14 protein-coding genes are annotated in these 17,596 nt (G+C 61.0%); 5 read left to right on the forward strand and 9 right to left on the reverse strand.

Going from position 1 to position 17,596, the window contains the following annotated elements; all coding sequences use genetic code 11:
• Nucleotides 1–35: 35 nt before the first annotated feature.
• The 5 genes from AO064_RS06490 to puuE form a co-directional block, all read right to left on the reverse strand.
• Entirely contained in the window at nt 36–1,340 is a 1,305-nt protein-coding gene (locus tag AO064_RS06490) for a urate hydroxylase PuuD (RefSeq protein WP_064052757.1), read from the reverse strand.
• Nucleotides 1,341–1,391: 51 nt separating this feature from the next.
• Nucleotides 1,392–1,895: an ureidoglycolate lyase gene (locus AO064_RS06495; RefSeq protein WP_015885126.1), complete on the reverse strand. Its 504-nt coding sequence runs from the start codon at nt 1,893–1,895 to the stop codon at nt 1,392–1,394.
• 206 nt (nt 1,896–2,101) lie between these two features.
• A complete protein-coding gene (gene alc, locus AO064_RS06500) occupies nt 2,102–3,097 on the reverse strand; it encodes an allantoicase (protein WP_015885125.1) in 996 nt (331 codons plus the stop codon).
• A gap of 41 nt (nt 3,098–3,138) precedes the next feature.
• On the reverse strand, nt 3,139–3,654 hold the full coding sequence (uraD, locus tag AO064_RS06505; RefSeq protein ID WP_064052758.1) for a 2-oxo-4-hydroxy-4-carboxy-5-ureidoimidazoline decarboxylase: 516 nt from the start codon (nt 3,652–3,654) through the stop codon (nt 3,139–3,141).
• Nucleotides 3,651–4,577 (reverse strand): allantoinase PuuE, encoded by a 927-nt coding sequence (gene puuE, locus AO064_RS06510; protein WP_064052759.1) that lies wholly within the window; start codon nt 4,575–4,577, stop codon nt 3,651–3,653. Before puuE ends, uraD begins: the two co-directional genes overlap by 4 nt.
• Before the next feature lie 388 nt (nt 4,578–4,965).
• On the opposite strand from puuE, the gene uraH reads away from it, so the two are divergent.
• The gene (gene uraH, locus AO064_RS06515) at nt 4,966–5,319 is read left to right on the forward strand and encodes a hydroxyisourate hydrolase (RefSeq protein WP_015885122.1); all 354 of its coding nucleotides are present in this window, start codon (nt 4,966–4,968) and stop codon (nt 5,317–5,319) included.
• A 227-nt stretch (nt 5,320–5,546) separates the two neighbouring features.
• Nucleotides 5,547–10,682, forward strand: coding sequence for a dermonecrotic toxin domain-containing protein (locus AO064_RS06520; RefSeq protein ID WP_244159493.1), 5,136 nt, complete (start codon nt 5,547–5,549; stop codon nt 10,680–10,682).
• A 7-nt stretch (nt 10,683–10,689) separates the two neighbouring features.
• Here AO064_RS06520 and AO064_RS06525 read toward each other — a convergent pair whose 3' ends face one another.
• From AO064_RS06525 to AO064_RS06535, 3 genes are all read right to left on the reverse strand, one after another.
• Complete coding sequence (locus AO064_RS06525; RefSeq protein WP_064052761.1) at nt 10,690–11,316, reverse strand: LysE family translocator; 627 nt, start codon at nt 11,314–11,316, stop codon at nt 10,690–10,692.
• A gap of 63 nt (nt 11,317–11,379) precedes the next feature.
• On the reverse strand, nt 11,380–12,726 hold the full coding sequence (locus AO064_RS06530; RefSeq protein ID WP_064052762.1) for an NCS2 family permease: 1,347 nt from the start codon (nt 12,724–12,726) through the stop codon (nt 11,380–11,382).
• 169 nt (nt 12,727–12,895) lie between these two features.
• Nucleotides 12,896–13,330, reverse strand: coding sequence for a MarR family winged helix-turn-helix transcriptional regulator (locus tag AO064_RS06535; RefSeq protein WP_015885118.1), 435 nt, complete (start codon nt 13,328–13,330; stop codon nt 12,896–12,898).
• An 82-nt stretch (nt 13,331–13,412) separates the two neighbouring features.
• Between AO064_RS06535 and AO064_RS06540 the strand changes: the two genes are divergently transcribed.
• Nucleotides 13,413–14,579 carry an aminotransferase-like domain-containing protein gene (locus AO064_RS06540; protein WP_046036062.1) on the forward strand — a complete coding sequence of 389 codons (1,167 nt, stop codon included), beginning with the start codon at nt 13,413–13,415 and terminating at the stop codon, nt 14,577–14,579.
• 10 nt (nt 14,580–14,589) lie between these two features.
• On the forward strand, nt 14,590–15,192 hold the full coding sequence (locus AO064_RS06545) for a glutathione S-transferase family protein (RefSeq protein ID WP_015885116.1): 603 nt from the start codon (nt 14,590–14,592) through the stop codon (nt 15,190–15,192).
• A 103-nt stretch (nt 15,193–15,295) separates the two neighbouring features.
• On the opposite strand, the gene AO064_RS06550 is transcribed toward AO064_RS06545, so the two are convergent.
• Nucleotides 15,296–16,192, reverse strand: coding sequence for a LysR family transcriptional regulator (locus AO064_RS06550; protein ID WP_015885115.1), 897 nt, complete (start codon nt 16,190–16,192; stop codon nt 15,296–15,298).
• Nucleotides 16,193–16,303: 111 nt separating this feature from the next.
• Here AO064_RS06550 and AO064_RS06555 point away from each other — a divergent pair, with 111 nt between their 5' ends.
• Nucleotides 16,304–17,596: a CitMHS family transporter gene (locus AO064_RS06555; RefSeq protein ID WP_015885114.1), complete on the forward strand. Its 1,293-nt coding sequence runs from the start codon at nt 16,304–16,306 to the stop codon at nt 17,594–17,596.

The following is a 17,596-nucleotide window of genomic DNA, read 5'->3' on the forward strand; positions in this document are numbered from 1 at the left end:
AAGCCCCCTCCCACATTTGGATCTGCGCCAGCCTGTCAGTTGGTGCGCGCTCCCTGGTTGATCCAGGTGCCGATCAGATCCCGCTCCTGCTGGGTCATCTGGGTGATGTTGCCCAGCGGCATGATCTGGCTCGCCACGGCCTGCGCTTGAATACGCGCGGCCTGCTGTTGGATCTGCGCCGGGGTGTCGAACATCACGCCGGCCGGTGCGGTGCTGAACAACGGGCTGGTCGGCTTGGCCGAATGGCATACGGCGCAGCGTTCCTGGATCACGCCATGGACCTTGTCGAAATCAATCGTCGCCTGGGCTGGTGCCGCAGGGGCAGCAGCCGGTTCGGCAGGCGCAGCGGGCGCGGCGGGTTTCAAACCTCCGCCCAACGCCGTTTCCGGCAACGGCTGATACTCGATGGCCGCCGGCGCCTTGGCCACTTCCGGGGTCGTCGACACCGGTTTCGGCCCGGTCACGTACGCCAGGCAAATCATCGCCAAGGCGCCTACCGGCAAGGTCCACGCATACTTCTGGCTGTTATGCCGCGTGTTGAAGTAGTGCCGCACCAACACCGCCGCCACCGCGATACCGGCCAGGATCAGCCAGTTGTATTGGCTGCCGTAGGTGCTCGGGAAGTGGTTGCTGATCATGATGAACAGCACCGGCAAGGTGAAGTAGTTGTTGTGTCGCGAACGCAGCAGGCCTTTGGCCGGCAGCGCCGGGTCCGGCGTGCGGTTCTCGGCAATCGCCGCGACCAGTGCGCGTTGCGCCGGCATGATGATGCGGAACACGTTGCCGACCATGATGGTGCCGATCACCGCACCCACGTGCAGGTAGGCGCCACGGCCACTGAACACTTTGCTGAAGCCGTACGCGGCGGCAATCAACAGCACGAACAGGATGAAACCGAGCAGGGCAGGGCGCTTGCCCAGGGCCGAGTCGCAGAGGAAGGAGTAGATGAACCAGCCGGCGAACAATGAGCCAATGCCCAGCAATACGCCTTCCGGACCACTGAGGCTGCTGCCCGGTGCCAGCAGGTACAACGTGGGGTTCCAGTAGAACACCACACACAGCAGCGCTATCCCGGACATCCAGGTGAAATAGGCTTCCCATTTGAACCAGTGCAGATTGTCCGGCATGGTCGGTGGGGCCAGTTTGTATTTTTCCAGGTGGTAGATACCGCCACCGTGAATTGCCCACAAGTCACCGGCCAGGCCGCTCTTGGGGTTGACGCGATTAAGGTTGTTTTCCAGCCAGACGAAGTAGAAAGAAGCGCCGATCCACGCGACGCCCGTGATCATGTGAACCCAGCGCACGCTCAGGTTCAGCCATTCCATCAAATGTGCTTCCACAGTCTTTACCTCTCGCCTGTCACCCTTGTTGTCGGGTGATCCGGCCTTCTCTTATTGGTGGGGGGCGAGGATCAACCGCTCATCCTCTTCAAAAAAATGCTCATCGCAGTTATTGCCTGTGCCACTGCGATCAACCACCAGGAAGTCATCCCGCTTTTCGATCGTCAGCACCGGGTGGTGCCAGACGCCGCGATGGTAATTAATGCCCTGCCTGCCGTTGGTGACGAAGGCGCGGACCAAGCCCGATACAGGTGCATCGCCAAGTGGCGCGACCACGATCAGAAAAGGGTTGCCGAGCAGCGGAATGAAAGCTTGGCTGCCCAGCGGGTGTCTCTCCAGCATGCACACGGTCAATGGCATATCTAGCGCGTCGGCGCGGAAGATGCTGATGATGGCGTTGTCTTCCGGCTTGGCGGTTTCGACCGTTGCCAGTTTGTGAAAGCGCATGGTCGACCCGTTGTTGATCATGAAGTGATCGCTGCCGTCGGTTTCGATAACGTCTCCGAAAGGGGCGAAGGCTTCTTTGGTCAGGGGTTCGATCATCAGTGTGCGCATGGCTGTCTTCTTATCCGGATTCTGTGTTGTTGGCATTACTGCTGGTGGTGAGGGGGCTTGTGTGGTGAGCGGGCTTGCCCCGCGCTGGGTGGCGAAGCCGCCCTAAAACCAGGCGCCTGAGTTCTGTCTGACAGAATGCGGTGGCTGGATTGGGGCGGCTTCGCCACCCAGCGCGGGGCAAGCCCGCTCACTACAGGGTTCACCGATTACTTCGAAACTTTACCGAGGACGCGCAGGCGACTCACGCCACCATCCGGGAACACGTTCAGGCGGATGTGGGTAATCGGCCCCAGCGCCTTGATCTGCTCGGCGAAGGTGTGTTCGGCGTGCATTTCCAGCTTCTGCGCCGGCAGCAGTTCGCGCCAGAACAGCGATTGGGTTTCGATCTGGCTGTCGGTGCCGCCCTTCACGAACGCGCCCTGGATCGAGCAGGTGTCCGGGTAGTTGCCCTTGAAGTGCAGGGTGTCGACGATGATCTTCTCGATCTCGCCCGGGTGGCCCAGGGCGACGATCACCCAGTCATTGCCCGGTGTACGACGACGCGCGGTTTCCCAGCCGTCGCCCATGTTGACGCCACGACCTGGGTTGAGGATGTTGCTCATGCGCCCGAAGTGTTCGTCGGAGCACGCCAGGGCACGCCCACCGTTGAGTGCGGCAGCCAGGTCGACCTGTTCGTTGTCGCCCACCGAGGACCAGTCGCGGAACGGCACGCCGTACACACGCAGACGCGCGACGCCGCCATCCGGGTAGATGTTGAAGCGCAGGTGGCTGAACGCCTGGTCGTTGTTGATCTCGTGGTAGTGGTGGCTGTTGCCTTGCAGCTCTACGGCCGACAGCACTTCCACCCACTGGGTGGTTTCGTCAGGCTCGCCCGAGGCCAGGAAGCAGGCTTCCAGGGAGGCCGACGGCGGGTAGTTGCCGGTGAAGAATGAAGTGTCGATGTCCACGCCCTTGATCGAGCCCGGTACGCCCAGGCGGATCACCGCGCTGTCGTAGCCTTCGAAGCGCTTGCGGCGCGACTCCCAGCCGTCCATCCACTTGCCGTTGTCATCGAAAACGCCCTCCTTCCACACGGCCGGGGTCGGCTGGAACAGGCGGTTGGCGTCGGCGAACCAGTCATCGGTGACAGAGATGATCTTGGTGCCCAGGCGGGCGTCGGCCAGGTTGACGAACTTCTCGAAAGGTGCGGCGTAAGCTTTCATTCTTCTTGTCTGCCTTAGATAAAGTGGCTGGGGATGGTCGTTTAGAGGGTCAGTAAGCGGAACAACGCGATCTTGTTGATCTCGTCCAGCGCGCACTTGAACTCGGTGTCCACCGCGTTGTGGATGCGCGTTTCGAACGCGGCGAGGATCTGATGCCGGTTGCTGCCTTTTACCGCCATGATGAAGGGAAACTTGAACTTGGCCTTGTAGGCATCATTCAGCTCGGTGAAGCGCGAGAACTCTTCGGCCGTGCATTGGTGTATACCGGCGCCAGCCTGTTCTCCAGTACTGGCCACGGTAAGCTGGCCCTGGACGGCGGCTTTACCGGCCAGGTCCGGGTGAGCATTGATCAAGGCCAGCTGGCTTGCATGATCAGCGCTCAACAGGATGTCGCTCATGCGCTGGTGCAGGGTTTCGATCTGGTCGATCGACGCGTCCTGGCCCAGGTCGAAGGCCTTTTCGGCCACCCATGGCGAATGTTCGTAGATGTCGGCGAAGGCCTGGACGAAGGTGTCGCGGCTCAGGGTCGACGGTTTCAGCGTTTGGAATGCAGTCATTTCGCTGCTCCCGTGTACGGATGGGTCGCGTGCCAGTGACGGGCAATGTCGACGCGGCGGGTGAACCACACCTGTTCATGGCCCTTGGCGTATTCGATAAAACGCTTCAAGGCGGCCAGGCGGGCAGGGCGGCCGATCAGGCGGCAATGCAGGCCGATGGACAGCATCTTCGGCGCTTCGGCGCCTTCGGCGTAGAGCACGTCGAACGCGTCCTTGAGGTACTCGAAAAAGTCATCGCCCTTGTTGAAACCTTGCACCTGGGTGAAGCGCATGTCATTGGTGTCCAGGGTGTAGGGGATCACCAGGTGCGGCTTGCCGGTGGGGTTGTTGGGTTCCCAGTAGGGCAGGTCGTCGTCGTAGGTGTCGCAATCGTAGAGGAAGCCGCCTTCCTCCATCACCAAGCGTCGGGTGTTGGGGCCGGTGCGCCCGGTGTACCAGCCCAGCGGGCGTTCGCCGGTCAGTTCGGTGAGGATGCGGATGGCTTCGAGCATATGCTCGCGCTCCTGGGCCTCGTCCATGTACTGGTAGTCGATCCAGCGGTAGCCGTGGCTGCAGATTTCGTGGCCGGCCTCGACCATCGCGCGGATCACATCCGGGTGACGCTGGGCGGCCATGGCCACGGCGAAGATGGTCAGCGGGATATCGAATGCTTTGAACAGCTTGAGGATGCGCCATACGCCGGCACGGCTGCCGTATTCGTACAGCGACTCCATGCTCATGTTGCGCGCGCCTTGCAGCGGCTGGGCCGAGACCATTTCCGAGAGGAAGGCTTCGGATTCCTTGTCTCCGTGCAAAATATTGCGCTCGCCGCCCTCTTCGTAGTTGAGTACGAAAGACAGCGCAATGCGCGCCTTGCCCGGCCAATGAGGGTGAGGAGGGTTACTGCCGTAACCGATCAGGTCGCGTGGGTAGTCAGCGCTCACTGCAGTCTTCCTTCTTGTTCGTCGAAGTAGCGATGAGTGATTGTATACAACTTATTGCTCAGTTTGTAAGCCTGCATTTCTGCATTTTTTCCGAATGGCATGCGTTTCAGTTACTGCAAGAAACCTGCCTGACTGGTCAGCTAAAGCCTAAAATCTTTTTGGTAGACGCCCACCTGTAGGCGTCAGCTTACCGGCAAGCATTCTAACTGGGTATAGCAGGTGCACCATTGTCGCCACCCAGGCCGCCACTCACGGGGACCGGGTGTTTGTTAAATTTATTGTGTACAAGTTTTTTGAAAAGTGTCTTAATCGTTCATCGCCGGCTTTTTTGATGCCCTGAAAGAGTGCGGTTTCCTCTATTACTGACCACGGGAGGCGCACAGACGCCATGGGACGTTTGACCACACACGTTTTGGACGCCGCACACGGCTGCCCCGGCAGCGCAATCAAGGTCGAGCTGTATCGCGTCGAAGGCGCGCAGCTGGAACTGGTTGCCACCGCACAGACCAACAGCGACGGCCGCTGCGATGCCCCCCTGCTGCAAGGTGATGACTACCGCAGCGGTGTCTATCAGCTGCAGTTCAGTGCGGGCGACTACTACCGCGCTCGAGGCGTGCAATTGCCGGAGCCTGCGTTTCTTGATGTGGTGGTCCTGCGGTTCGGCATCAGCGCCGAGCAGGACCACTATCACGTCCCGCTGCTGATTTCGCCCTACAGCTATTCGACTTACCGCGGTAGCTGACTAACGTACACCACTGACTTCGTTGGTTTTGGCCCGCCCACACTGCGGGCTTTTTTTCGAGTGCTGTTCAAGGAGGGCGATCCGGCAAGGGCGCTTTCTAAGGTTCCCCTGGCATATGAACAGGGAGAGCGCCCGCGATATTTTTATTAGGCCAAGGTTATTTATGTACATCGGGAGCAGTCGTCGATCTGCGTAGCCTCGTGTTTTTCAGAGCAACGGAGGCGAAGATGAGCGAGGTACCCGACTCTCAGGCAGGACGTGTCGACGATGACCCTATCAAGGACGGCTTGACCCGCCGAATCAATTCCAGCGCTTCGCCCAGCCGCACGATCAACGAGCTGCACGCCGCCAGCCTGCGAGCCCGGGCATCGACCAAACGCCTGAACACCTTACTGAGCCGTGCCCCACGCATTCGCCGGATTACGCGCGTGGCATTACAAAAGGCCTTCGGCGTGAACCTTGAAACCCTGCCGGGCAAAGTGCCGATGCAGGAGAGCCAGGTATGCTCACTGCCGGACTTGATCGAGGCGAGCCTGAGGTTGCTGGCGTCGGAGCCCGATGATGATGGCGTGGCCCCGTGTACGCTGGATGACAGGTCCCAGGCGGCCTTGTTGGACGCTCTTGGAGAGTGGGACCACGCGCAGCTTGATGAGGCCCAGGCGGATTACTGGACGGGATTGGCGGGCGACTCCTGGCTGTCACGCCAGGCACGTTGGCGTGAGGTCTACAGCGAGTGGTTAGCCGACCAGGCGTTGCTGGCTCACGGCGTGTTGGAGCTGTCGGATCATGGCGTGGAGATGGTGCAGGGCATCCTCGACGCGCCCACCTTGGCGGCGCGGCAGCAGGCGGGTGGGTTTTGGGGCGGTTTGCAGGTTTCACCGCTATTTTGGCCGGCCAAGGGAGCGGTCCGCGTGCTGTTGGGCGGCGCCTTGCATATCTATCAGGACGAGGGGCGCAGCCATCAGCGGCAGGTGATTGTTCTGCCGGGGTTGGCCCAGGTGTTTCACGAATTTGGCTCCTTGATCAGCTTGCAAGAGCAACTGCCGAGGTTGATCAATCGGCATTTGGAGGCCGTGTGGCCACGTTTGCCCCTGAGTCGTCGACACGAATTACCGGACGTTGTCTCACAGGATGCCGTTCCTCTCACCGTCCAGCCCCCGCAACCGCTGACGGATAACGCACTGCACCACAGCGCCGATAGCGTGGTGCGCATCCAGTGGGAAAATGAGCGCGATTGTGTCCGGCAGATCAACTTGGTCCTGGTGTTTCCTCGCGACGCGGCACGCGGCAGCGAGGGGAGTATTATCCAGCGCTTGCAGCGGGTTGAGCAGGAGCGCAAGCAGTGGATCCAGCCACGACCGGACCTTCACGCTGCGTTGGAGCAAATGCTGGAGTGGGACCGGCTACGTCGGTTGCAGCACATCGATTTTGCCAGCCTGGATTCGGACCTGGCGATCAAAACCCGCGAAGCCAAGCTGCTGCGCTATGAGAAAGCGCTGTCGGGGCTGTTGGACCCCACGGACCTGAACCATGAGACCTCCGCGCATAGCGACTTCCAAGCGCTGCACCGGCAGTGGCAGGAGGCCTTTGCCGCTGCGCAAACGCTGGTCTCTGACTCGCGCCTGGCAGACCTCGAATACTGGAAATATAGCCCCGCAGGCCAGCGTTCACGGGCTTCGCAACTGCTGAAAGCATGCCATACGGCGTTGGATGCCGAGGTGCGCCTGCAACACCAGTTGAAGCTGATCGGGCCCCGCCATCTGAAGGTCGGGCTTGAAGCCCTGGAAAAAAAACCAGCCACCGCCGATGCACGCAGTACAACGCGGTGGCTGGGTGTCTCGATTGGCAGCGGCCATCGCTTGCTCGGAGCATGGGTCATCACCACTGCCGAGGCTGTGGCGCGGCCGATTCGCCAAGAGCCGGTGCTGTTTTATTTGCCGGGTATCCACGGTGGGCTTCAAGGGTTCAATTCACTGGAGCAACTGTCTGCCGCGCTGGACGCCAGTCTTAAAGACGCGGACGGCTCACCCCTGTGGCGCAGCGTTCACCGTCCGAAGCGCGCACGGGCCATGGCTGAAGTCAAAGCCTTGGCGACCGACCAGCCGTTGACGGTGACCTGGTCGGTGATTGAAGGGCACGCGCTGATGCTGGCGATTCGTGAGCAGCTCGAAGGCTTCAATCAACTGCGGGTGAGCGTGGAAAAAGGCGAGCAAATTTTTCGCGAAGTCAGTGACACATTTTTGGCCAAAATGCTGTTGGCCGATGAAGCGGCCAGCAGCTTGCAGATCCCACCCAACGATACGCGGGACCAGGCGTTGGCCAATGTCGAGGTCTTGCGCCTGGCGGCGGCGCAGGTCAAGCGTTTGCCCGCCTGGATGGCCCAGGCCGCAGTGGCCCAACGCAGGCAATATGGACGGCTGCAAACCCAGGCCCTGAGTGCGCGCCAGGTCCTCGAGCGCGGCCTGTTGCACCATTTGCCGGCGCTGGCGACGTTTGCTCGCCAAGCGCTGATCGCGCAGTTGACCGCCGATGGTTTTTATCCCGAGGTGAACATCGACCAACCGATGCTGGAGTTGCCCGATGATGTCAGCACCCACTGGGAAGGCCACCCACAACGCCCGGCGGGCGGGTCGGGGATCAAGACGGTGGTCAGCCAGCAACGCAGCCAGTTCAGCCTGTTACAACTGGCCCTGAGCAACCTGGATGCCGAGGCGCCCTGGACACGACAGAGGTTGCGCCATGCGCGTTACCTGGAACCCGCCTGGAAGACTCGCCTGACCCCTGACTATTTGCTTGAAACGATTTCGGCCCTGGACCTGGGCGGGCAGTACGACCACCAGATCAGTCAGGCGTTTTATGGCGATGGCGAGGGTTCGACTGGCCTGCGGGCGGTCCTGTTACGGGCGTTTCGGTTGGCGGCGCGATGGGAGCTGTTCAGTGCCGTCAACGCGGGGTTGAGTGCCCGTGCGCAAAGCCTGTTTGACGTTGCGCTGAGCGCCCGCTCGGTGTCTGACCTGGAACGTAACGGTCATCGGGTTCAGTTGTGTTGCGTTCGGCTGGAGGCGTTGACGTTACCCCAGCCGCGACATGTGGCCGGCATTGTGCTGATCCTCGATCAAGTCGATGGCCGGTGCCTGGTGTATTGGCCCGAGGCAACAGGGCACCCGGCGTTAACCGAGCATCTGAACCTGGCGCGAGCTCGTCAGGCACTGATCGACCTTGCGGCTGAACCGGACATCTGTCTGGACATTGCCCGCAAAATCGCGCCGGGTTGGGAGGCTCAGGCCCTCGGCAGTTACCCGGAAGTCCTGCACCGTGTTGCCGAACCATTGAGCTGGTTGAGGGTCATCCACGGGTTTGCAAGCAACGGTTGGCCGGGCATCGCAAAGGCTGTGCGGCGATGGTTCATGACCTGGCGCGTACAGCCGGCCAAAGCCTTGACGGAGATCGAAGCCGAAATCAGTGAGCAACAGGCCGCAGCACCGCGTCAGTGGTTGGGGATTACCCTCAGCAACGGCTATCACCTGTTGGCCATGGTGGCCCATGCTCGGGTACTCGGTGTCCAGCGCCAGGCGCGCAGTGAGTCCAACTCCCGTGAAGAGTTGCAGGCCTATCGCGAATGGCGCTTGGGTGAACAGGTCGACGCCAGGCGGCGCGGGCTGTTGTCCTACGTGCCGGGGGTGGGCCTGGGTGTCAAGGTGTACGAAGTATTGCTGGCTGCCAGGCGGGTGTATCAACGCGCCTCGCCACATGCAGTGTTCGACCTGGTGTCGAGTGTCCACATGGCCGTGGTCGAAGCGCTCATGACCTTAAGCCCCGGCATCCTGGCGCGGGGCAGTCGTGGCCTCAGCACCGCGACCCTGCGCCAGGCCCTCAAGCAGTTGCATCGCCAGCAGCGAATGGCACATGGCGGCGACTTTTATTTGCGTTCGTCGCCCGGCGCGCGTTCGCTCAAGGGCCTTGACGGCTATAGCACCTCGACCACCGTCGACGGTGCGATTGCCCTTCGTGGCCACAGCAAGGGCAGTTATGTGAAAGGCGGCGAACAGTTTGTGGTCGACGGTGCAGAGCGCTACGCCGTTTATCGTCGCCCAGGGGAGCGCGACCTGCGCATGAAAAACACTAAGGCCGCCGGTGAGAACGAACTGGTGCTGCGCATTCAAGAACCCTCCGAGTGGCTACTGGGGGCCGACGCCCCGGAACCGACGCCCGGTCCCAGCTCCGGGCGGTGGAGGCCTTGGGATACAACGGAGGGGAACACCGGCTGGTCGGCACCGCAGGCGCCTCCCCGCACCGGTTATCGGGACCGCGCCGTGCTGGCGGATCATGCCTGGCAGGGCTGGGGGCAGGAAGTACCGGCCGAGCCACCGCAGGCGATATCCGCTTCCAAGCGCTTGTACCGTATGCCTGGCCCCCGACCTTACGACGCACTGCTGTTGGGCAACAAATATTACGAGATCCTCCCCGCAGGCGCGAAGGGACCGGACGATCTGGTTTTCGTGAGGCGTAGCGTACGCATGGGAGAAGGGCCTTATGACGAACTGGTCCACTGGCTCAGCGATGACCTGGCTTCCCAGCCCATTCCTTTTACCTTGGGGGCCGACGGCCTGTGGACGCCGCGTCAACCGCTGTTCGTTGGGCCCTTGGTCGAGTCGGTGGCTACGGCTTTTCCTGGCTTGACCCGCTCGAGTCAGTACGCCGTAGCCCATCGTCTGGTAGAACTGGCCGATACGGGGAACTCAATGACCGCCACGCGCCTGCTCAATATTCGCGCGACCCTCGATGATTGGCTGCCGCCGGTGCCCCGCGTTCTGGGGCAGACGGATGACCTGTTAAGGATGCTAAAGCCGCTGCGACTGGAGAAGCGAGCGAGCATCAACATCGCCACTGAAAGCACTGGGATGGGGTTTGCCCGCGTGGACTTCATCGTGCCTTTTCGACTGCCTCCTGCACTGTCTGGCCCAAAAGGCACCGCGAGCACGCGCACCAAAAACTTGACCGTGCGCAAGGCCGTCAGGCAAGTGCTTGAGCGCCAGGGTTTTACCGTCACGGCAGTGGAGAAACGCAAGATGGGCAACCAGTACAACTTTATCTGCACCCATCCCAAATCCAGCAATGTGTACTTCATGATGACGCGCTGGACGGAGTCGAGCAGCCTGAATATCCAGTCCACGGATGTGCTGCAGTTGTCCGACACCTGGTTTCGACGAACCCTGACCCATAGCCCTGCCAGCAAGAAGGGGCTGTACGAACCCGTCAAGCAAGCCATGAAGGACAAACGCCTGGTCAAAATGCTGGTGGGCATACAGCACAACCGCAGCGCGGGTTACTTCACGGTGTTCATGATCAAGGTGACGGACTAGGTAACGATCAGCGACTGAGCAGTGACGCCGCGCCCGCACCACTGAACAACCCTGCGCTGATGCGGTTGAACCAGCGTTGTCCCTTGCCGCTGCGCAGGTACTGCGCTGCGCCATGGGCGCCGAGGCCGTAGGCCAGCTTGCACAGCAGGTCGAGTACGGTCCACGTGGCGATCATGATCAACAGCTGTGGCACAAACGCCTGCTGGGCACTGAGGAACTGCGGCAGGAAGGCGGCAAAAAACAGGATGTCCTTGGGGTTGCTGGCGCCCAATATAAAGGCGCGGCCAAACAGCGTGCGAAAGCGCGGCGTAGCAACGGCCTGCGGTACCACGGCACCTTGGGCCGGTTGGCGCGATTGCTGCCAACTCTGCCAGGCGAGATAAAACAGGTAGGCCGCGCCGACAATTTTCAACGCGCTGAACAGGTGTTCCGACGCCAGCAGCAGGGCGCCCAGGCCTAATGCCGATGCGCTCAACAGGCAGATCGAGGCAGACACGCCACCGAGAAATGCCGGGTAGGAGCGGCGCAGACCGAAATTCAAACTGTTGCTGATCATCAGCAATGACAACGGTCCCGGGATCAGGATCACTACCAGCGCAGCGCCGCTGAACAGCAGCCAGGTTTCCAGACTCATTGCGTTCCTCCCTTCATACAAAAGCCCCACCCGACGGGGTGAGGCGGGGTCAAACCGGTGTCCCTACAGGAACGCGAACTTGGCAATGAAGATCGCGCAGAGCACCCACAGGCTGACAGAAATTTCCCTATGCTTGCCGGTACCGGCCTTCAGCGCCACATAGGTGATAAAACCCAGGGCGATCCCGTCGGCAACCGAGAAGGTCAGCGGCATCATGATCGCCGTAACAATCGCCGGGATGCTGTCGGTGGCGTCGTCCCAGTTGATATGGGCCATGCCGCTCATCATCAGCATCGCGACATAGATCAACGCGCCGGCCGTGGCGCACGCAGGAATCATGCCGGCCAGCGGCGCGAAGAACATCGCCGCCACAAACAGAACGCCCACGGTCACGGCCGTTAGCCCGGTGCGGCCACCGGCGGCGACACCGGCGGCACTTTCCACGTAGCTGGTCACCGGTGGCACGCCGACCATGGCACCGAACACGCTGGAGGCACTGTCGGCCTTCAACGCGCGGGACAGGTTATCGATCTTGCCATCGGCATTGACCAGCCCGGCTCGTTGCGCGACGCCCATCAGTGTACCTGCGGTGTCGAACATGTGTACAAAAAGAAAGGCAAATACAACGCTGATCATGCTGACATTGAACACACCTTTCACGTCCATGGCCATCCAGGTCGGCGCCAGGCTCGGTGGGGTGGAGATCATGCCGTTGTAGTGCACCAGCCCCAGCCCCCATCCTGCCAGGGTGACGGCGATGATGCTGATCAGGATCGCGCCAAACACGCGGTGGTAGCTGAGAATGGCGATGAGCAGGAAACACACGGCCGCGAGCAGTGGCGCGGGTTCATGCAGCGAGCCGAGCTTGATCAGCGTGGCCGGGCTGTCGACGATGATCCCGGCGGTTTTCAAACCGATCACCCCGAGGAACAAGCCGACACCCGCGCCCATGGCATGGCGCAGGCTGACCGGAATGCTGTTGAGCAACCACTCACGCACCCGCGAGAGCGTCAGGCCCATGAACAACACGCCGGAGATAAACACCGCGCCCAGCGCGGTTTCCCAGGTGTAGCCCATGGTGCCGACCACGGTGTAGGTGAAAAACGCGTTCAACCCCATGCCTGGTGCGAGACCCACTGGCCAGTTGGCATACAGGCCCATCAACAGGCAACCCAGCGCGGCGGCGATGCAGGTGGCGACGAACGCCGCGCCATGATCGATGCCGGCGTCGGCCATGATGTTCGGGTTGACGAAGATGATGTACGCCATGGTGATAAAGGTGGTGAGGCCGGCGATCAGCTCGGTCTTCACTGTGGTGCCATGCAAGCGCAGTTTGAACAGGCGTTCCAGCCAGCCGGTGTGGGTGGGTTGGAGGTCCAGGGGTGAGGCTTCGGATTTGCGGCTATCCACAGCGAGTACTCCTCAAGCATTTTATTGTTATGGCCAGCGCGTAGGCGCTGAGAGGTACTGGCGGGTTTGTTGACCAATAGGTCAGGAACTCGCACGAAGCGAATTATGCTTTTGTATACAAATAAAGCAAATAATGTTTTCGATTGGCTGGGTAAAAGGGGATGAAAGGCTAATTAGCCGCACTTAACGCCTGATTCACCGCCAGCCATCCCGCCACCGCGTCTTCGCCCGCTTCACTGAACGCGCGCTGTAACAGCTTCACCTGTTCACGGCGTAATGACTGCTCGAAACGCCGACCTTCCTCTGTCAATTCCAGCAGGCGTTTGCGCTTGTCGGTCTCGGACGCGACGCTGTCCACCAGGTGCATTTCCTGCAATTGACGCAACGGCATGTTCAGCGCCTGTTTGCTCACCCCGAGCAATTCCAGCAGTTCCTTCACGCTCAGGGCGGGGTAGCGTGCGATAAAAAACACGATGCGCTGGTGCACCCGGCTCAGGCCACGGCGCTCAAGCATTTCGTCGGCCTTGGCGGTAAAGGCCTGGTAGCCGAAGAAGAACGCCTCCATGGCTGTTTGCTGGCTGGTCGGGTTTTTAAGGTCAAGCATATTGACGTATCCACTGAAGTCGTCGTAATTTCGGTCAACCAGTTTGACGTATTTTCTACAGTCTTCGCTACCGGTGACCCTAATGGCCTTCTCTGAACGTGTTACGCGCCTCAAAAGCTCCCTGATCCGTGAAATCCTCGCGGCGGCCCAGCGTCCGGAAGTGATGTCGTTCGCCGGTGGCCTACCCGCGCAAGCCATGCTGCCCGCCCTGGACTGGGATGACATGCCGCTCACTATCGGCCAATACGGCATGAGCGAAGGCGAACCTCACTTGCGCGAATTGCTCGCTGCGCAAGCTCGCGCCTTGGGCGTACCGTGCCAGGCCAGCCAGGTGCTGGTGGTCAGCGGCTCCCAGCAAACCCTGGACCTGGCCGCCAAACTGTACATCGACAAAGGCACCCAGATCCTGCTGGAAGGCCCGACCTACCTGGCTGCTTTACAGATCTTCCAACTCTTCGGTGCCGACTGCCTCACCGTGCCACTGGAAACCGACGGTCCCGACCTGGCCGCGTTGCGCGCTAACCTCGAACGTCACCACCCGGCGTTTATCTACCTGATTCCAACCTTCCAGAACCCGTCGGCTGTACGCTACAGCGAGGCCAAGCGTGCAGCGGTCGCCGCCTTGCTCGACGAGTTTGGGGTGACGCTGATCGAAGACGAGCCCTACCGCGAACTGACCTTTGACGGCGGCAGTGCCAAGCCCATCGTTGGCCGCCTGAAAAAGGCCAGCTGGATCTACACCGGCACTGTGTCCAAGACGTTGTTGCCCGGTTTGCGCGTGGGTTACCTCATCGCCAGCCCGGACCTGTTCCCGCACTTGCTCAAGCTCAAGCAATCGGCGGACCTGCACACCAACCGCGTCGGCCAATGGCAGGCGATGCAATGGGTCGGCACGGAAAAATACCAACAGCACTTGGTAGAACTGCGCAGCTTTTACCGCGAGCGCCGTGACGCATTCCAAGTGGCGCTGGCGCATCACTTCGCTGACCTGGCCGACTGGCAGGTGCCCCAGGGTGGATTATTCTTCTGGCTGACCTTGAAACAGCCGCTCGACACCCGCACCTTGTTGGCGCAAGCGTTAGAACAGAACGTCGCGTTCATGCCCGGTGAACCGTTCTTTTCAGAGCCGGACCAACACCTGGGTTCGCTGCGGCTCAATTTCAGCCATATCGACCCGGCCCGTCTGGACGAAGGTCTCAAGCGCCTGGCCGCGGTGGTCCGTCAAGCACAGCACGCGCAAGCGGCATAAGGGGAGCCCCATGTACAAAGTTTATGGCGATTACAAGTCGGGCAACTGCTACAAAGTCAAATTGATGCTTAGCCTGCTGGGCATCCCGTACCAATGGATCGATGTCGATATCCTCAAGGGCGACACCCAGACCGCCGAATTCCTGGCCAAGAACCCCAACGGCAAGATCCCGGTACTCGAACTGGAAGACGGCACCTGCCTGTGGGAGTCCAATGCGATCCTCAACTTCCTCGCCGATGGCAGCGAGTTCCTGCCGACCGAACCGCGCCTGCGTACCCAGGTGTTGCAGTGGCAGTTCTTCGAGCAGTACAGCCACGAGCCGTACATTGCGGTGGCGCGGTTTATCCAGTTCTACCTGGGGCTGCCCGAGGAGCGCCTGGAGGAATACAAGAAGCTGCACAAGGGTGGCTACAAGGCGCTCAAGGTCATGGAGCGCCAACTGCAACTGACGCCGTACCTGGTGGGTGATCAGTTCTCTATCGCGGACGTGGCCTTGTATGCCTATACCCATGTGGCCCATGAGGGTGGTTTTGAGCTGGACGCTTATCCGGGTGTGCAGGCATGGTTGAAACGTGTTGCCAGTCATCCCAAGCATGTGGCGATGCTGGACTGATTCACTCGGTCAAAATGTGGGAGCTGGCTTGCCTGCGATAGTATCGCCGCAGTGCAACTGGCAGACAGTGTCGTCTGCATCGCAGGCAAGCCAGCTCCCACATTCAGCTCAGTGGTGTGTCAGAGAGTTGTTCTTTCAACAGGTCAAAGCAGCGTTGCGCCGCCGGGCTCAACCCCATCCCGCTGCGGCTGATCAACCCGATCTCCCGGTTCACGCCGGGGTGATCGATGCTGATGCGCTTCAACCCTTCCAGGCTGTCCGCCGCCGATTCCGGCAGCACACTGATGCCCAATCCCTGGCGCACCAACGCCAGCACCGTCGACATGTAGTTGGCTTCCATGCCGGCGTTCATCGTCAGGCGTGTCTCATCGAATAGCGCATCCACTTGCTCCCGCACGCTGCTGTCACGGCCAGTGAGGATGATCGGCTGGTCCGCCAACTGTTCCAGGCTCAGTTGACGGTGGCGAGTGAGGGGATGATCCACCGGCACGAATGCACACAAGCGATCATTCAATACCGGCACGAACTCCAGGCCATGGCTGAGCCGTGCGCGCACGCCGATGCCGAAATCCACCTCGCCGGAACGCACCTGGGCATGAATACGGTGGGCCACCAGGTCATGCAGGCGCACTTCGATCCCGGCAAAACGCTCGCGAAACAGGCGCAGCGCCGGCGGCAGGGTGCCGGCGCAGACCGAGGGCAGGGCGGCGATGGTGACCACGCCCCGGCGCAGGGCGGCCAAATCGCGGGAGCCGGTGACGATGTTGTCCAGGTCCAGCAGCAGTTTTTCCATGGGCCCGCGGGCTTCCTGGCCGGCGGCGGTGATGCTCACATGGCGCGGGCTGCGGTCGAGCAGGGCAACGCCGAGCCAGTCTTCCAGTTGCTGGACCTGCACCGTCAGTGCGGAAGGCGACAGATGCAGCTCATTGGCCGCCTTGGTGAAGCTGCCTGTGCGAGCCACCGCAAGAAACGCTTGAATGTGTTGGATGCTGTTCTTCATTTTGTTTTTCCGAACACTAGCTGGTGAATATTCCAATTTACAAAGACTACCTCGCTTCCAATACTCCAGGGAAAACAATAACCGGCCACCAAGGCCGCTCTGGAGTAACCCATGCTCGCTACCCTGGGTGTCATCACCATCCTGTGCCTGCTCGCTGCTGTCATGAGCAAACGCCTTTCACCGCTGGTGGCGCTGATCGCTTTACCGATCATCGCCGCGCTGCTCGGTGGGTTCGGCCTGCAGACCAGCGCCTTCATCATCACCGGTATCAAGAACGTCGCCCCCGTGGTGGGCATGTTTGTGTTTGCGATCCTGTTTTTCGGGATCATGACCGATGCCGGCATGCTCGACCCCATCATTGACCGCATCCTGCGTACGGTAGGCACGCGTCCTACGCGGATTGTCGTCGGCACCGCGACCCTGGCGCTGCTGGTGCACCTGGATGGCTCCGGTGCGGTGACCTTCCTGGTGACAGTGCCGGCGATGTTGCCGCTGTATACCCGGCTGGGCATCGACAAACGTATCCTCGCCTGCGTCTGCGCGATGGCGGCCGGGGTCAACTTTCTGCCATGGACCGGTCCGGTGTTGCGCTCGTCGGCGGCGCTGCATGTGCCGGTAGCCGACCTGTTCCAACCGCTGATTCCGGTGCAGATCGTCGGCCTGGTCTTCGTCTTCGGCTGTGCGTGGTGGCTCGGCCGTCGCGAAGAAAAACGCCTGGGCCTGGGCGCCGGTTCAACCGTCGATGCGGTGCCGCAACGGGTACTCAGCGACGATGACATCAAGCTGCGTCGCCCTCGGCTCTTCTGGGTCAACCTGATCCTGACTGTGCTGGTCATGGTGGTGATGATCGCCGGCTGGGTCGACCCGGTGGTGATGTTCATGCTCGGCACCGTGCTGGCACTGTGCATCAACTACCCGAACGTGGATGCCCAGCGCGCCCGCATCGACGCCCATGCAAAAACCGCCCTGACCATGGCCAGTATCCTGCTCGCCGCCGGGGTGTTTACCGGGATCATGCAAGGCACCGGGATGCTCAAGGCGATTGCCGAAGTGGCAGTGGCACAGATTCCCGCCGGCCACGGCAAGCTGATCCCGGCCGTGGTGGGCTTTATTTCCATGCCCCTGAGCATGCTATTCGACCCCGATTCCTACTATTTCGGTGTAATGCCGGTGATCGCCGAAGTCGGCAAGGCCCTCGGCGTCGACCCGCTGCAAGTGGCCCAGGCCTCGTTGCTGGGCGTACACACCACCGGCTTCCCGGTCAGCCCGCTGACCCCCGCGACCTTTCTGTTGGTGGGCTTGTGCAAGGTCGAATTGGCCGATCACCAGCGCTTTACCATCCCTTTTCTGTTTGCCGCGTCGGTGTTGATGACCCTGACCGCGTTGCTCCTGGGAGTGATTTGA

This window comes from Pseudomonas marginalis, from assembly GCF_001645105.1.
Lineage (GTDB): Bacteria > Pseudomonadota > Gammaproteobacteria > Pseudomonadales > Pseudomonadaceae > Aquipseudomonas > Aquipseudomonas petroselini.

What these genes read in the sequence shown, in the direction of transcription:
- AO064_RS06495 (WP_015885126.1), bottom strand. Translation starts at nt 1,895, where the DNA reads ATGCGCACACTGATGATCGAACCCCTGACCAAAGAAGCCTTCGCCCCT.
- alc (WP_015885125.1), bottom strand. Translation starts at nt 3,097, where the DNA reads ATGAAAGCTTACGCCGCACCTTTCGAGAAGTTCGTCAACCTGGCCGAC.
- uraD (WP_064052758.1), bottom strand. Translation starts at nt 3,654, where the DNA reads ATGACTGCATTCCAAACGCTGAAACCGTCGACCCTGAGCCGCGACACC.
- uraH (WP_015885122.1), top strand. Translation starts at nt 4,966, where the DNA reads ATGGGACGTTTGACCACACACGTTTTGGACGCCGCACACGGCTGCCCC.
- AO064_RS06520 (WP_244159493.1), top strand. Translation starts at nt 5,547, where the DNA reads ATGAGCGAGGTACCCGACTCTCAGGCAGGACGTGTCGACGATGACCCT.
- AO064_RS06525 (WP_064052761.1), bottom strand. Translation starts at nt 11,316, where the DNA reads ATGAGTCTGGAAACCTGGCTGCTGTTCAGCGGCGCTGCGCTGGTAGTG.
- AO064_RS06535 (WP_015885118.1), bottom strand. Translation starts at nt 13,330, where the DNA reads ATGCTTGACCTTAAAAACCCGACCAGCCAGCAAACAGCCATGGAGGCG.
- AO064_RS06540 (WP_046036062.1), top strand. Translation starts at nt 13,413, where the DNA reads ATGGCCTTCTCTGAACGTGTTACGCGCCTCAAAAGCTCCCTGATCCGT.
- AO064_RS06545 (WP_015885116.1), top strand. Translation starts at nt 14,590, where the DNA reads ATGTACAAAGTTTATGGCGATTACAAGTCGGGCAACTGCTACAAAGTC.
- AO064_RS06550 (WP_015885115.1), bottom strand. Translation starts at nt 16,192, where the DNA reads ATGAAGAACAGCATCCAACACATTCAAGCGTTTCTTGCGGTGGCTCGC.
- AO064_RS06555 (WP_015885114.1), top strand. Translation starts at nt 16,304, where the DNA reads ATGCTCGCTACCCTGGGTGTCATCACCATCCTGTGCCTGCTCGCTGCT.